Origin of the sequence: Klebsiella sp. D5A, from assembly GCF_001620885.1 — a bacterium.
GTDB lineage: Bacteria > Pseudomonadota > Gammaproteobacteria > Enterobacterales > Enterobacteriaceae > Klebsiella > Klebsiella variicola.
In genome coordinates this window covers 1-16,176 of sequence record NZ_LOAR01000007.1, presented here as the reverse complement: position 1 = coordinate 16,176, position 16,176 = coordinate 1, and the positions used below count along the sequence as shown (strand labels likewise).

Genomic DNA, 16,176 nt, shown 5'->3' with positions numbered 1-16,176 from the left:
CTTCGCCGGATAAGTAAGCTACATAGTCCCCTAGCTTATACAGTATTGCTTAACTTGAAGGCAATCGTAAGCCTTTAGTGGGTGCCATATTGCTAGTTATTTATCGGAAAAGCCAACGTCCACTGCAGGAGTTCATCAACTTAGTTGGCAGGCCTGTCACCAGAACGTAGCCAATAAAACAGTTGTAATCAATACTCGCAGGATATAAATATACTGCATCATATTCTTACATTTTTTTTGATGATATCGATAGTTCATCATTGACCATATCATTTTCAAGCTCATGAACGGTTAATATCCGGCATTTTCTTTCCGGTGCCATTTTTTCGTATTCAGTTAGATAAATATCACTATGAATATGTTCAGCCATGATTTTAACTAGTAATTTGTTATTGGTATATAAGCCATGTGTTTCTTCCCGATGGGAAAGCATTAGAGCATTTTTCATATCAATCACTAGCATGAAACGATGTGATGGATAAATCTTTTCATCTATTTCAAATCGAGAGTACAATTCGATAGATTCATGTGGTAGCGCGAGTCGGTTAAATGAGAACACGATAATCCGAACCCCGCGCTCAACGGCATTAATGAGTTCTTGAGCAATGAGTTCAAGATGGAAGTCAGTGTTCAGGTAAACTTCGATTTGAGCCAGTTCGAGCATTTCTCTGGCTTTTTGTAGTGAATTATCAAAACCAGAGACGTTATATATGAACTCTTTCTCTTCCTGTAGCATCATACGTGAGAGTTCTTTTTTTAATACATTGATGTTTTCAATGGTTTGCTTTTCTATGTTGCTGAAAATAAGCTCGGGAGATTTTGCTTGATACTCTTTAGTATTGCCATCGGCCATAAAAATGAAGCCATTTTTATATAGACTATCAATTGATGAGTAGACGCTAGAACGTGATAATGATATTTCTTTTGCTATCTTATAGCCGCTAGAACGACCGTTTTTTAGCAAGTTAATGTATACATTGGCATCTGTCTTTGTAAAGCCAAAACCCATAAGTTTTTTTACCAGTTCGTTCATTAACATAACCTCACATGCAACATAGCCCGTCTGTTAGTTTATCATTACTTACAACGCAAGGGTAGAGGTGTATTGCGCCTTTTCCTTATTAGCCATCGCCGCATCATAGGCAAAACGATATTCTTCATAATTTAAGCGAATTATTTCTGGTAGATAATTATTTGGACAGTGTCGGCTTAATACACTTTTTAGACTTAACGGAAAGTCTGAGTGTATTGTTGCTAATCCACTGAGCACTAACAATCTAGGTTTAAAAACCATTATTGGATCAAGTAAGGCTCTGGCTAGTTGATCCATCCACATTCGGTAGACTTTTTGCGCCCATGCATCACTGCCATCAACTCCCTGAATTATTTCTAAGGCACTCTTCCGCTGAAGAGAGAACTGAAAATACTGTCTTTCGATCCCGGATGTCGAAATGAATTGATGAACGCATCCTATCCCGCAGCATTCGCAAACCGGAGATATACCATCAATGAGTGGCTGATAATTTTTCAATGGGAGATGAGCCCAGGAAACATTTATTGCATGGTCAAATACGCTATCATCGTTGTATTTATCGACTACACAAAGTTCACAGCCAAAATCAACGACAATACTCATAATATTACCTTTTAGCCCTGATAATAAGGACGTATCTAGGTTTTGTAAAACAACAAGTGCTGGGCCGAAAGACTGGCAATGAATACCAGTCTTCTTATCTATAGCCATTTCGAAAAAATTGGTTATTCTATCTAACGGCCCCCAGCGGGACACGTTGCTTTGCATAATGCTGATACCGACAAAGTCAATATTTCCATAGGTCCGCTGGATACTAAAAATCATATGTAATACGGTATCTACACTTTGCTGGCAGTCTATTGGTGTTAATACCTGAGTACGATAACAAACTTCACCATCGTCTATTAACACGCCACGTATCCAGTCAATCGCAAGTGAGATACCGAGTTTCATGATATGATGTCCTTATGGTCCAGACCGATAATATAAAACCCAAAAGGTGTCAGAGATAGTGTTCTGCCCTGATAATTAATAGCTAAAGATTCATCACTATTATTAAGGAGGAAATGTACTTCTCCTCTGCTAAAAGCGACAACTGCCGGATGGTCGACATTATTCCAGTGTATTTTAGGATCATTCCATTCGGAATGTTTTTTCCTCCATAGAATAAGATCTTTAATAAATGACTTAAACTCTAAATCCTGCTTTTGTTCATCCCATATCATACATTTACGATTATCTTCCGATCCCATTGCTCTGCTGCCATTCATACCAACTTCGCTACCGTAATAAATACAAGGAGAACCCACCTGACTAAACATAAAGAGATAGGCTAACCGGGCTTTACGTTTATCATTACCACACAGACTTAATAAACGTGAAGTATCATGGCTTTCAAGAAGATTAAACATAACTTCATTAACGTTACGTGGATAGCAAAGATAGGCATGGGTAACAATATCTATAAATGTTTTTTTGTCATATGCTTGTAAAGCGAAATAGTCAGTAGTTGCTTGCATTAGAGGATAGTTCATCAAGGAGTCAAACTGGTCTCCGCGCAGCCATGGCATGCCTTCATGCCAAATTTCACCGAGAATATAACAATCAGGTTTTATGCTTTTTACCGTTCTACGGAAAGCTCGCCAAAATTCGTGGTCGACTTCATTGGCAACATCAAGGCGCCAGCCATCAATATCAAATTCTTCAATCCAATATCTCGCCACCTGCAGCAGATAATCACGACAAGCGGGGTTTTCAGTATTAAGTTTAGGCATTTCAATAACATTACCAAAGGTTTCGTAATTGAAATTACGGAAATCCCACTCATTTTTATCACCAGATGGGTATACCGGGAATTTTTTAATCCAGAACCAGTCTGCGTAAGGTGATTTATCACCATTTTTTACAACATCTAACCATAATGGTGATTGATTACCAATATGATTAAACACTGCATCCAGCATGACCTTCATTCCTCGTTGGTGAGCTTTTTGCACCAATTCTTTAAACCGATCGTTGCCACCGAAATGGGGATCAACGTTAAAATAATCTACGGTATCATATTTATGGCTAGCGTTAGCCGTAAATATGGGACAAAGGTATAAACCGTTAACGCCAAGATCTTGCAAATAATCAAGTTTGTTAATAATGCCCTGCAAATCACCGCCCATAAAGTTTTTTGAATCTGGAGGCGTTCCCCACGGTTGTACGTTTTCTGGCGATATCGATGGATCGCCATTGCAAAATCGTTCAGGAAAGATCTGATACCATATTGTTTTTTTAACCCATTCTGGCGTAGAAAGTACATCACCTGGATTGATATAAGGGAAGCAAAAAAAGTTGGACAAGTTACTCAGTTCTGTCTCTGCTACAGGTGGTTTACTTATATCAACACAGCGTCGTTCACCAAATAATAATTTTTCCCCGTTATTTCCGTATAATATAAAACCATAGCGGCTACGTCGTTTGCACGGAGTAAATGCGGCAAACCAGTGGTCATAGCTCTCGCTTTGTCCCTCTTTTTCCATGTGAACTTCGTTGCCGCCGCTCCATCCATGCGCGTCGCTGCCGCCAAGGTTTCCACCATCTAGGCCACCTTCCTCCCATTGATAGGGATCGCCGATCCACAGAGAGACTTTCGCGACCTCGCCTTTGACTGTGCGAAATCTAATATGTAGGGTTTCTTTATTATAAGCGTAGCTATCGGCACTCTTTGCGGAGTGGCTTAATGAACTAATTGTAATCATATCTTATCCTGATCTTATTCTTTTACCGCACCGCTAACCAGTCCGGTAGTAATATGTTTCTGTGTAACAATGAAAAGTAACGTTATTGGTACAGCAACTAATAATGCACCAGCAGCAAATAGCGTAAAGTTTTCAGCTGAGTTGGAGGATATCCAGCTAAAGATACCAATTGCCAGAGTCATTTTATCTTCACTGCGTAAAATTAGAGTTGGTAAAATAAAGTCCATCCATGGGCCGGTGAATGAAACCAATGCCACAAATACGAGAATAGGTTTAGCAAGCGGTAATATAATTTCAAAAAATATAGTTAGATGCCCTGCACCATCAATTTTTGCTGCTTCATCCAATGACGTAGGGATTGCATCAAAATAACCTTTAACCAGCCATGTCATAAAAGGTAGGGAACCAGTAACGTAGACTAATAGCAAACCAATGTATGTATCAATTAGATTCATCTTTGACAATAAGATATAAATTGCGGTCATGGAAAGAAATGCCGGGAACATCTGTAACACTAAAATGCTCATGAGTATTTTTTTTTTGGCTTTGAAACGATATCTTGAAAAAATAAATGCCGTTATTGTTACTACTACCAAAGAAATAAGCATGTTACAGGTTGCGAGTATAAAGGTGTTTTTGTACCATTTTAAATAAGGCGTTCCCGTAAGTAGATTATGGTAATGTTCTAATGTAAATGATATTTCAGTAAAACCAGAACTAAAAAGATTGTTCCCAGGCTTTAGCGATGACATAACTGTCCATATTACTGGCCCAAGGACAACAAGTGCATTTAATAATAAGAAAAGATAGACTAAAATCGTCATTATCTTGCTAATAATGTTTCTCATTTACATCCCCACATCTTCTTTGAATGATTTCATTCGCCTAAATTGCCAGATCGCAAATATCGATAAGAACAGGAAAATAATGATTGAGATGACAGAAGCAATTTGATATTGCTGAAAATCAAGGGTTAATTTATAGATCCACGTAATCAAAATATCAGTATGTCCGGCAAAGCGATATTCCGGGTTTATCGGCCCACCTTCTGTTAGCAGGTATATTGCACCAAAGTTATTGAAATTATGTGCAAAGGTCATAACCAATGAAGGGGCGACCTGGTGCAGAACCATCGGTAACGTGATTTCACGGAACTGTTGGAATTTACTAGCACCATCCACCTCACTTGCTTCGTATAGGTCACGGGGAATATTGGTCATTGCTCCGGTGATTAGCAGCATAAAGTAGGGAGCGCCAACCCATACACTTACCGCAATTACAGTCATTTTAGCTATTAATGGATCGGAAAGAAAACCAATTGAATCAATACCCCAGCTATTTAATGTACTATTTACTGGACCAATTCCATTCAGAAGCAGACGGAAAATAAGCAGGGTAACGAACGCCGGGATCGCATAGGGTAAGATGAATACGACTCGCCAGGCTTTCTTCGCTATAATTTTTTTGTTTTCTAACGCGAGGGCTAACAGAAATCCAAAGCTACAAGTGCATAGAGTTGCAAAAAAAGCCCATAGCACAGTCCACACACCAATACCAACGAACGTTTTAGACCAGATCCGAAGCTCAAAGAGGGTAATGAAATTCTTCAATCCGACCCAATCAACAAGATTTTTAGGTGGGATATGATGAGGAGCCGAGTAGTTTGTTAGTGATACCAAAACGGTGATGATCATCGGCATAATAATAAAGGCAATGCAGGCAATAAATGCCGGAGCCAACATGATAGTAGCAAAACGATTATCGTAAATCGTTCGTAACTGTTCCGTAAAGCTCTGATGGCACTTTTCACATACCTGCGCATCCTTAATATTTAACCAATAAACAAAAATTGAAAAAAATAAAAAAATGAATGCAACAACACCTTCAACCAACATAAAAATTGAATTGTCACCAGCTACAATATCAAACCCACTACGTGTTTGGGCCACGGTGCCTAAAGTGATGAGTCCCTGCGTTGCATTGAGTAATAAATTGATGTTGCTAATAACTACAATCTGGAATAATAAAAAAACGGAGCCTTTTATCCAATGACCAGAAATGAGCTGCGTAGCGCCCATAATAAGAAAAGATGCCGGAAATATACGCATGCTTTTTCCCTCAGACAATAACATAGTTACTCCTGAAATTTGATTTGCTCATCAATGATATTACGAGCACGGTCAAGTGCTGCTTTTGGCGTTTGGTCATTGATCCACATATCGGTAATCGCATTTGCCAGTGGGGACCATAAATAACCCATTTCCGGAATAGATGGCATGGCATCAGAGTGAAGCCCTTGTTTAATAATTGCGCTCGTCGCTTCATTTGCAGTTGGTAGGATTTTGTTCATCAGATTCGGTACCGGAGGTATAGATTCTGTCATCTCATAGCGTTTCATTAACATTTCATCAGATGAGAGATAGTCAGCGAAAAGTTGTGCCGCCTTAGGCGATTTACTATAAGAAGAGACGACCGCCAGGCGAACCGTAGAAAACGAACGTGGCTGTTTTCCTTCAAGAGTAGGTATGGGAACAACGCCAAAATTAATTTTACTGTTGTTATATCCCTGGATTGCCCATGGACCGTCGATGATGGCAGCTACTTTGCCTTCAGAAAATAAGCCTCGACGCACCTGTGGATTACGCATATCTACCGGATTAGATGGGTTTGCAGTTTTAAGTCGTTTCATCGCTGCAAGCCCTTTTTGGGCTAATTCGGAGTTGATTCCTAGGTCCTTGACGTTTGTCCCTTCCTGACCAAATTCGTAAGCACCATACAGGGTTAGAAACATTCTTGACTCATAATAGTTTTGTACATCCCATAACAAGGTATATTTATTTTCCTTAACATTATTAAATTCAGCACTTAGCTGGATCAACTCTTCAAATTTATCTGGCGGCAACCGAAGGATATCCTTGTTATAAAATAATGCGACGGTTGCATAACTTACTGGAAAACCATAATTATTTCCTTCATAGCGTGAAGCATTTATTGCATTAGACATAAATTTTTTATTTATACGTTCTGCCGAGATCAGATTTTCCATTACGCCACCGGCAACAACCAGTCGGCCTAAAAGATCGTGCTCGATTTCGGCAACGTCAGCAACGCGCGTGGATCCACCATCCTGTATCATTCGCGAGGCGGCATCTATTGGCGCCAATCCCCTAAACGTAAATCTTACCTGGCTGTTATATGTTTTATTAAATTTTTCAGCAGCATATTTCATATAATCTAGCGTAGAAATATCCGTCCATATTAGAAGATTTGCTTGTTTTTCAGGTGCAATACTCTCTCCCCAAGCTGCGGGAACAAGGGCCGTCAGACCGAAGAGCAGAACAGCGTCTAGCAATTTTATTTTCATAGTTACTCATTTTAGTAGTACGTAGTGTACCACTATGATGCATGCGTCCTTTTTTATGTCAACATGCGGTCTACCCAGATAGGTTTATTTGTGATGTTTGTCAAAAAACATCAGATGTTTGAACAATTTTTGTGATTCTGTTTTCCATTTTTTAGGTATGAATCCAGTCCCTTATTGGCAGCAAAAAATAGGCTAAAAATGATATCCTGAATTTAAAAAAAACATAAAACGTGATTTTGGTCACAATTTTATCGAAAGATTAGTGACTTGAATCTCGTTTACGTTATTGCCATGAGGAAAAAAAAATTAAATGAGAGAAATTTAATAGGCGTCCATGAGGAACTACTAATCATGATAAAATTTAACGCTATCCCTCAGCATTCTCTTCCGATGTTGTGATAGCTGAATAAGGAAGCACTATGAAAAAAAAATTACTCTCTGCCTCTATTGCTCTTGCTCTCACAGCGCCCGTACATTCATTTGCAGCCAGCGATCAGCGTGGGTACAAACCTGAAGACGTCGCTTTTGATGAAAGTTTTTTTTCGTTTGGTGGCCATGTAGGGACTTCTGTTGAATATGAAGATAAGGTAACTCGTGGTTTCAATAACACGGATAAAAAGGAGAAGACGATTACCAATGAGGTTTTCAACTTTTTTTATAACAATCCACAATGGAATTTTATGGGTTTTTATTCTTTTAAAATAGAAAATAGAGAGCAAAAGGAGCCTGGTTATTATGAGAATGAAGATGGTATTAAGCAGCTTGTTTCATTGAATAAAGGTCATGATCTTGGTAACGGTTGGGCTACTGGTTTAATTTATGAGCTAGAATATACAAGAAGTAAAGTTTATTCTCCGGATGTTAGTGGTCTACGTAAAAACCTTGCCGAGCACAGCATTAGACCATATTTAACCTACTGGAATAATGATTATAATATGGGATTCTATTCTAATCTTGAATACCTTTTGAGTAAAGAAGATCGCAATGCATGGGGGAAAAGGCAAGAGCAGGGATATAGTGCATTGTTTAAACCCTACAAGCGTTTTGGTAACTGGGAGGTCGGTGTTGAATTCTATTACCAAATTAAAACTAATGATGAGAAGCAACCAGATGGAACCATTAATGAGAAAAGTGATTTTAATGAAAGATATATAGAGCCTATTGTTCAATATAGCTTTGATGATGCCGGTACGCTGTACACGCGGGTACGTGTCGGGAAAAATGAAACTAAAAATACTGATCGTAGTGGTGGCGGTAATGCTGGCATTAACTACTTCAAAGACATTAGAAAAGCTACCGTTGGTTATGAACAATCAATAGGTGAAAGTTGGGTAGCCAAAGCTGAGTACGAGTATGCTAATGAAGTTGAGAAAAAAAGTCGATTATCAGGATGGGAAGCTAGAAATAAGAGCGAGTTAACACAACATACCTTCTATGCTCAGGCACTATATCGCTTTTAGTCTTAACGTAAGGGGCGTTTATGTTCAGTGTTATGGAAATCGCCACTCTGTTATCCGGGAGCTATACCGGTGATGGAGCAATTCGGGTTAACTTTATACGGCCAATTCGCAGTCCTGATGTCGGCGGCCTGGCTATTGTTTTCGCCAAACAAGACTTGCAATTCTTATCTGGCTCACATGCTGACGTGCTGATAGGACCTGATGAAATACTGGATAGCCCAGCGAAGGCACATATTGTTATCTCACATTTGGATGTTGAGCGCCTTAATCTTTTTCTTCGTTCTTATAAAGTAAAAAGGTTTCATCTCAATGATCAAGGGAATACGTCGGCACTCTCAGATGTTTATATTGGAAAACATTGCCAAATTGGTGATGGCTGCATTTTTATGCCTGGTGTGAAGATCATGAATGGGGTTATTATTGGGGATAATGTTGCTATCCACTGCAACACTGTTATTAAAGAAGGAACTATCATCGGAAATAATGTAACTATCGACTCAAACAATTCGATTGGTAACTACAGTTTTGAGTATATGGCTTCAAGAAATGGTAAGTATCAACGAGTAGAAAGTGTGGGGCGAGTCATTATTTACGATGATGTAGAGATCGGGAGCAACAATACAATAGATCGTGGAACATTAGGTAACACGACGATTGGTCGGGGAACTAAAATAGATAATCAGATTCAGATTGGACATGACTGTCATATTGGTGAAAACTGCTTAATAGTATCACAGGCTGGGTTTGCCGGTCATACAACTCTTGGTGACCATGTTATCGTACAGGGACAGGTTGGGACCTCCGGCCATATAGCGATTGGTAGCCATTCTATTATCAAGGCAAAATCAGGTGTAAGTCACTCCTTCCCTGAGAATAGCGACATATTTGGTTACCCGGCAAAAGATACCCGTGCTTATTACAAAAACATTGCCGTTCTTAACATTTTAACAAAAAATCATCAATTTAAAAAAAATCGATCTATATCGGACACATGGAGGAATCGTTTTTTTAATTTTTTAAACTCCTAAATTTTGAAGAGAATAGATTTTTATCGTGCCAGTACTTAGTCACTGACGTTTTTCGTCATTGTCCACTAAATTTTTGAAGGATGGTATTTGTTATGAAACGTTTAAATTTAATTATTGCTGCCGTATTCACTATGCTTTATGCCTCTGCTGTTTTTAGTACCTCAGTTAACGCACAGGGTTCCGCTGATAATCCTTTCTATAATTGTGCTCTGCCTTCCGTTGACGAGCGTGGACCGATTCGGCCTTCTTTATATGTTGTTGGTACCTTTCCTGAAGGACAATGGATTCAGCAAGAAAACCGTAAAATGCTCTATAAAGGCAATGGTATATATCAGTTAGTTATAGATGAAAAAGCCGGTAATCTTAGCGTTCAGTTCGCTACGATGAGCTGGAATCCGCAATTCACTGCAGCGGGTCTGGAGTTAACAGTTGGACAGGTTAAGGATCTGAAACGAGCAGGTTTTGCAAAAAATACAGCAGTAACGTTACCAGTTGCTGGCCGCTACGTCTGGACGGTCAAAATTGCTGAAGATAAAAAGCCACTTCAGGTTGCCGTTGCACAATGTAAATAATTAAGCTGCTTCCAGCAGAATAGTAAACATACGTCGTGGCTAATATTGGGACGATGGTAAGTATAGTCTTGTTAGCCACAGATGTCTTTCTTCTTATGGGGTAAATCATGGCAACGGTTAGTTTGCGGAAAATTGAAAAAAGATATGAAAATGGCTTTAAGGCTGTCCATGGTATCGATCTCGAAATCCATGACGGTGAATTTATGGTTTTTGTCGGGCCTTCCGGTTGTGCGAAATCAACAACTTTGAGAATGATTGCCGGTCTTGAAGATATTAGCGGAGGCGAAATTTATATCGGAAATAGAAAGGTTAATGACCTTCCGCCCAAAGACCGTGGTATTGCCATGGTTTTCCAAAACTATGCACTTTATCCGCATAAAACCGTTTTCGACAACATGGCTTTTGGTCTCAAAATGCAGAAACGACCTAAGGATGAGATTAAACGCCGGGTTGAAGACGCGGCCGAAAAACTTGAAATTACCGAACTGCTTTATCGTAAGCCGAAAGAAATGTCGGGCGGACAGCGCCAGCGTGTCGCTGTTGGCCGGGCGATTGTACGTAAACCTGATGTTTTTTTATTCGATGAGCCTTTATCAAACCTTGATGCCAAGCTCAGGGTATCGATGCGGATGAAAATTGCCCAACTACATCGTTCTCTGAAAGAGGAGGGGCATCCTGCTACAATGATTTATGTTACTCACGATCAGACTGAAGCGTTAACTCTAGGAGATCGCATTTGTGTTCTTAACCATGGGAATATCATGCAGGTTGATACACCTACTGATCTTTATAATTATCCTAATAATAAGTTCGTTGCCAGTTTTATCGGTTCACCATCAATTAATTTGATAGATACTGCTATCCGTAAGAATAATGAGAGGTTGTATGTTGAAATTGCTCCTGGCGTTGAAATATTAATTCCACATAGTAAGCAAGTGTTGCTTGAAGGTTATATTAATAAGCCTGTGTGTTTTGGTATTAGACCAGAGCATATCTCTCTTGCTAGCGATGATGATGACCTTAATACCTTTGAGGGAGTTTTAACGGTGGTTGAAAATATGGGGAGCGAAAAATTTTTATATTTTATCGTTGGTGGGAAGGAACTTATTGCCAGAGTTGATACACAAGATATTAATCCATTTCATATAGGGAAAACTTTAAGATTTAATCTTAATACTGCCTTTTGTCATGTTTTTGATTTCTATAATGAGAACAATCTGACAAATGTAAGAGTGTGATTTTTTCTTAGCTCACCTCATCACAATATATCACCACTGCACTGCGAAATATACGTGTGTAGTGGTTCCTGAATTCACGATCCTTATGAAATCGCTTTTATTGACGCTTCGATTATTTTCATCTCGCGTTGTAGTTGTAGTTGTAGTTGTAGTTGTAGTTATTTTTCAATTTAAGTGGAGTTAATATAAAGTAAAACTAATATTTTCACTAACTTTATTAGGACTAGATAATGAAAAGAAACCGTTTTTTTAATACCTCGGCTGCTATTGCCATTTCGATTGCATTAAATACTTTTTTTTGTAGCATGCAGACGATTGCTGCTGAACCAGAAGAAACTTATCTTGATTTTCGTAAGGAGACGATATATTTTCTATTCCTTGATCGTTTCAGCGATGGAGATCCAAGTAATAATGCAGGGTTTAATTCTGCAACCTACGATCCTAATAATTTAAAAAAATATACTGGAGGAGATCTCCGGGGGTTGATTAATAAACTACCCTATTTAAAATCACTTGGTGTTACTTCAATCTGGATTACTCCCCCAATCGATAATGTGAATAATACTGATGCTGCTGGCAATACTGGATATCATGGTTATTGGGGAAGAGATTATTTTCGTATAGATGAACATTTTGGCAATCTCGATGATTTCAAAGAACTGACTAGTTTGATGCATAGTCCTGATTATAATATGAAACTGGTTCTTGATTATGCCCCTAATCATTCGAATGCTAATGATGAAAATGAATTTGGTGCACTATATCGTGATGGTGTGTTTATTACTGATTATCCTACAGATGTTGCCGCCAATACGGGCTGGTATCATCACAATGGTGGGGTAACGAACTGGAATGATTTCTTCCAAGTGAAGAATCATAATCTATTCAATCTATCAGACCTCAATCAATCCAATACTGATGTCTACCAGTACTTGTTGGATGGTTCTAAATTTTGGATCGATGCTGGTGTGGATGCTATCAGGATTGATGCCATCAAGCATATGGACAAGTCTTTTATACAGAAATGGACCAGCGATATTTATGATTACAGTAAGTCTATCGGCCGGGAAGGATTTTTTTTCTTCGGTGAATGGTTTGGTGCCAGTGCGAATACTACAACAGGTGTTGATGGTAATGCTATCGATTACGCCAACACTTCCGGGTCAGCGTTGCTGGATTTTGGATTCCGCGATACTTTAGAAAGAGTTTTGGTAGGACGTAGCGGAAATACAATGAAAACGTTAAATAGTTATCTGATAAAAAGACAAACAGTCTTTACCAGTGATGACTGGCAGGTTGTTTTTATGGATAACCATGATATGGCACGCATTGGTACCGCTCTGCGTTCAAACGCCACTACTTTTGGTCCTGGAAACAATGAAACCGGTGGAAGTCAGAGTGAAGCTTTTGCTCAGAAACGTATAGACCTCGGTCTGGTTGCGACAATGACTGTACGTGGTATTCCTGCCATTTATTATGGTACTGAACATTATGCCGCTAACTTTACCTCTAACAGTTTTGGTCAAGTTGGCAGTGATCCTTACAACCGAGAGAAAATGCCAGGATTTGATACGGAAAGTGAGGCTTTCTCCATTATTAAAACACTGGGTGACCTAAGGAAAAGTAGCCCGGCAATTCAAAATGGAACTTATACTGAACTATGGGTTAATGATGATATATTAGTATTTGAGCGGCGTTCTGGGAACGATATTGTTATTGTTGCACTTAATCGTGGTGAGGCTAACACAATTAATGTTAAAAATATAGCGGTTCCTAATGGGGTATATCAGAGTTTGATTGGGAATAATAGTGTTTCAGTAGCAAATAAACAGGCAACACTAACACTTATGCAAAATGAAGCTGTTGTCATTCGCTCACAATCAGATGATGCGGAGAACCCTACAGTACAAAGCATAAACTTCACATGTAATAACGGTTATACGATTTCAGGTCAAAGTGTTTATATTATTGGTAATATACCCCAGTTAGGTGGTTGGGACTTAACTAAAGCGGTAAAAATATCACCGACACAATATCCACAATGGAGTGCGAGCTTAGAGCTTCCTTCTGACTTAAATGTTGAATGGAAGTGTGTGAAACGTAATGAAACCAATCCGACGGCTAATGTTGAGTGGCAGTCTGGTGCAAATAACCAGTTCAATAGCAATGACACACAAACAACGAATGGCTCGTTTTAATTAAAATTTAGTGGACCAGCGTTCCAATCGATGGTCCACTATTCGTACTCCGGCCATAATTATTTTTGACTAATACTCTTACAAATTTTCAACCTAGGCTGATGTGACTACATATTTTTGCTGTACGCGGACCTGGTCGTCTGCGTCTATTTAGAGTGAAGATGTATATCCATTTCACCCTCACGAAATACTAAATAGCTGCGGCTTTGTTGAATAAATCAGATTTCGGGTAAGTCTCCCCCGTAGCGGGTTGTGTTTTCAGGCAATACGCACGCTTTCAGGCATACCTGCTTTCGTCATTTTGTTCAGCGCTCGTACCAGGGCCATAGCCTCCGCAACCTGACCATCGTAGTCACGCAGCGTCAGTGAACCCCCCAACAGCTGTTTTACCCGGTACATCGCCGTTTCCGCTATCGAGCGACGGTTGTAATCTGTTGTCCATTTCCACCGCGCATTACTCCCGGTCATTCGCTGATTAGCCACTGCACGGTTACGGTCTGCATATTCACCGGGCCAGTAACGCGCGCCTTTTCGGGGCGGGATAAGCGCGCTGATTTTCTTACGCCGCAGTTCATCGTGACAGAGCCGGGTGTCGTAAGCGCCGTCTGCCGATGCTGCCCTGATTTTTCTGTGAGTCTGCCGGATAAGACCCGGGAAGGCTTCTGAGTCCGTCACATTGTTCAGCGACAGGTCTGCACAGATGATTTCATGTGTGTTGCTGTCAACTGCCAGATGCAACTTTCGCCATATACGACGGCGTTCTTTGCCGTGTTTTTTGACTTTCCACTCGCCTTCACCGAAGACCTTCAGCCCGGTGGAATCAATCACCAGATGCGCGATTTCACCCCGGGTGAACGTTTTGAAACTGACATTAACCGACTTTGCGCGCTTGCTGACACTGGTGTAATCCGGGCAGCGCAACGGAACATTCATCAGTGTAAAAATGGAATCAATAAAACCCTGTGCAGCCCGCAGGGTCAACCTGAACACGCGTTTAATGACCAGAACGGTGGTGATGGCTGAAGTGGTTTACTGAATTTGGCCACCTGAACAGAGGTGATATGCTCACCTCAGAACAACACAGGTGTCATAATGAAAAAAAGAAATTTCAGCGCAGAGTTTAAACGCGAATCCGCTCAACTGGTCGTTGACCAGAACTACACCGTGGCAGATGCAGCCAGCGCTATGGATGTCGGCCTTTCCACAATGACGCGATGGGTGAAACAATTACGTGATGAACGGCAGGGCAAAACACCAAAAGCCTCCCCCATTACCCCGGAACAAATTGAAATCCGTGAGCTCAGGAAAAAGCTACAACGTATTGAAATGGAAAATGAAATATTTAAAAAGGCTACCGCGCTCTTGATGTCAGACTCCCTGAACAGTTCTCGATAATCGGGAAACTCAGGGCGCGTTATCCTGTGGCCACTCTCTGCCATGTGTTCGGGGTTCATCGCAGCAGCTACAAATACTGGAAAAACCGTCCTGAAAAGCCAGACGGCAGACGGGCTGTATTACGCAGTCAGGTACTTGAACTGCATGGCATCAGCCACGGCTCTGCCGGAGCAAGAAGCATCGCCACAATGGCAACCCAGAGAGGTTACCAGATGGGGCGCTGGCTTGCTGGCAGACTCATAAAAGAGCTGGGGCTGGTCAGTTGCCAGCAGCCGACTCACCGGTATAAGCGTGGCGGTCATGAGCACGTTGCTATCCCGAATCATCTTGAGCGACAGTTCGCCGTAACGGAACCAAATCAGGTGTGGTGCGGTGATGTGACCTATATCTGGACGGGTAAGCGCTGGGCGTACCTCGCCGTTGTTCTCGACCTGTTCGCAAGAAAACCAGTGGGCTGGGCCATGTCGTTCTCGCCGGACAGCAGGCTCACCATGAAAGCACTGGAAATGGCATGGGAAACCCGTGGGAAGCCCGTCGGGGTGATGTTCCACAGCGATAGTAATAATGCCGATGTCAGTCTTTACCACCACTTAGTTTGCCGTTTAACCAGATTGGTGTGATTACTGATGCAGTGAAGACCTTCCCGCATCCTGACTCACACAGCGATCGACCTTTTGTGTCCTGCCCTGGACCCGTCGGTTGCCGGAAGCGCCTTCATGCGAGGCATCTCCTCACCGATGCGCGTGACTCAAGAAGGGCCTGACGGCTTGTCTCGTTACTGTCCTGTCCGGGTTATCTGTCTGGAGATTCAACTCTGTTTCCTCACAGGAGCTCTGTCATGGTTGATAAAGTTACCGAAGCTGCCGTTGTGGGTGGCGTGGATACACATAAAGATTTGCACGTTGCCGCTGTCGTAGATCAGAACAATAAAGTCCTTGGGACTCAGTATTTCTCCACAACACGACAAGGTTACCGGCAGATGCTGGCATGGATGACCTCGTTTGGGACATTAAAGCGAATTGGTGTTGAGTGCACAGGTACCTATGGTTCCGGTTTGCTTCGTTATTTTCAGAACGCCGGGTTAGAAGTTCTGTAAGCGTACAGCATGAACCGTCTGGTCATAATCTGAAGCATCCGACAA

At 40.9% G+C, this 16,176-nt stretch carries 11 protein-coding genes and 3 pseudogenes; 7 read left to right on the top strand and 7 right to left on the bottom strand.

Annotated features, from left to right (window positions below; translation table 11 throughout):
* Window positions 1-226: 226 nt before the first annotated feature.
* From AS136_RS11380 to AS136_RS11355, 6 genes are read right to left on the bottom strand one after another with little or no spacing between them, the layout of a single operon-like run.
* On the bottom strand, window positions 227-1,033 hold the full coding sequence (locus AS136_RS11380; protein WP_049593808.1) for a TrmB family transcriptional regulator: 807 nt from the start codon (window positions 1,031-1,033) through the stop codon (window positions 227-229).
* 48 nt (window positions 1,034-1,081) lie between these two features.
* Complete coding sequence (locus AS136_RS11375) at window positions 1,082-1,987, bottom strand: ROK family protein (RefSeq protein ID WP_004136089.1); 906 nt, start codon at window positions 1,985-1,987, stop codon at window positions 1,082-1,084.
* Window positions 1,984-3,780, bottom strand: a complete 1,797-nt coding sequence (locus AS136_RS11370; RefSeq protein WP_026055970.1) for a glycoside hydrolase family 13 protein — start codon at window positions 3,778-3,780, stop codon at window positions 1,984-1,986. The genes AS136_RS11375 and AS136_RS11370 overlap by 4 nt, the downstream gene beginning before the upstream one ends.
* Before the next feature lie 14 nt (window positions 3,781-3,794).
* Window positions 3,795-4,628: a sugar ABC transporter permease gene (locus tag AS136_RS11365; RefSeq protein ID WP_004136085.1), complete on the bottom strand. Its 834-nt coding sequence runs from the start codon at window positions 4,626-4,628 to the stop codon at window positions 3,795-3,797.
* Window positions 4,629-5,912: a carbohydrate ABC transporter permease gene (locus AS136_RS11360; protein WP_004136084.1), complete on the bottom strand. Its 1,284-nt coding sequence runs from the start codon at window positions 5,910-5,912 to the stop codon at window positions 4,629-4,631.
* Window positions 5,913-5,914: 2 nt separating this feature from the next.
* The gene (locus tag AS136_RS11355) at window positions 5,915-7,144 is read right to left on the bottom strand and encodes a sugar ABC transporter substrate-binding protein (protein ID WP_049593809.1); all 1,230 of its coding nucleotides are present in this window, start codon (window positions 7,142-7,144) and stop codon (window positions 5,915-5,917) included.
* A 419-nt stretch (window positions 7,145-7,563) separates the two neighbouring features.
* Here AS136_RS11355 and AS136_RS11350 point away from each other — a divergent pair, with 419 nt between their 5' ends.
* The 5 genes from AS136_RS11350 (at window position 7,564) to AS136_RS11330 (ending at window position 13,640) form a co-directional block, all read left to right on the top strand.
* Complete coding sequence (locus AS136_RS11350; protein WP_049593810.1) at window positions 7,564-8,604, top strand: hypothetical protein; 1,041 nt, start codon at window positions 7,564-7,566, stop codon at window positions 8,602-8,604.
* Window positions 8,605-8,624: 20 nt separating this feature from the next.
* Window positions 8,625-9,632, top strand: coding sequence for a UDP-3-O-(3-hydroxymyristoyl)glucosamine N-acyltransferase (locus AS136_RS11345; protein WP_049593811.1), 1,008 nt, complete (start codon window positions 8,625-8,627; stop codon window positions 9,630-9,632).
* A 92-nt stretch (window positions 9,633-9,724) separates the two neighbouring features.
* Window positions 9,725-10,204 carry an early set domain-containing protein gene (locus AS136_RS11340; RefSeq protein ID WP_004136080.1) on the top strand — a complete coding sequence of 160 codons (480 nt, stop codon included), beginning with the start codon at window positions 9,725-9,727 and terminating at the stop codon, window positions 10,202-10,204.
* Window positions 10,205-10,311: 107 nt separating this feature from the next.
* Window positions 10,312-11,442, top strand: a complete 1,131-nt coding sequence (locus AS136_RS11335) for an ABC transporter ATP-binding protein (protein ID WP_004136079.1) — start codon at window positions 10,312-10,314, stop codon at window positions 11,440-11,442.
* A 230-nt stretch (window positions 11,443-11,672) separates the two neighbouring features.
* Entirely contained in the window at window positions 11,673-13,640 is a 1,968-nt protein-coding gene (locus tag AS136_RS11330) for an alpha-amylase family glycosyl hydrolase (protein WP_049593812.1), read from the top strand.
* Between the two features lie 258 nt (window positions 13,641-13,898).
* Here AS136_RS11330 and AS136_RS11325 read toward each other — a convergent pair.
* Window positions 13,899-14,660: pseudogene (locus tag AS136_RS11325) on the bottom strand (IS5 family transposase); the annotation flags it as partial.
* A gap of 72 nt (window positions 14,661-14,732) precedes the next feature.
* Here AS136_RS11325 and AS136_RS27885 point away from each other — a divergent pair.
* Window positions 14,733-15,601: pseudogene (locus AS136_RS27885) on the top strand (IS3 family transposase); the annotation flags it as partial.
* A 272-nt stretch (window positions 15,602-15,873) separates the two neighbouring features.
* Window positions 15,874-16,128 (top strand): annotated as a pseudogene (locus AS136_RS11310) (IS110 family transposase); the annotation flags it as partial.
* Window positions 16,129-16,176: the final 48 nt, after the last annotated feature.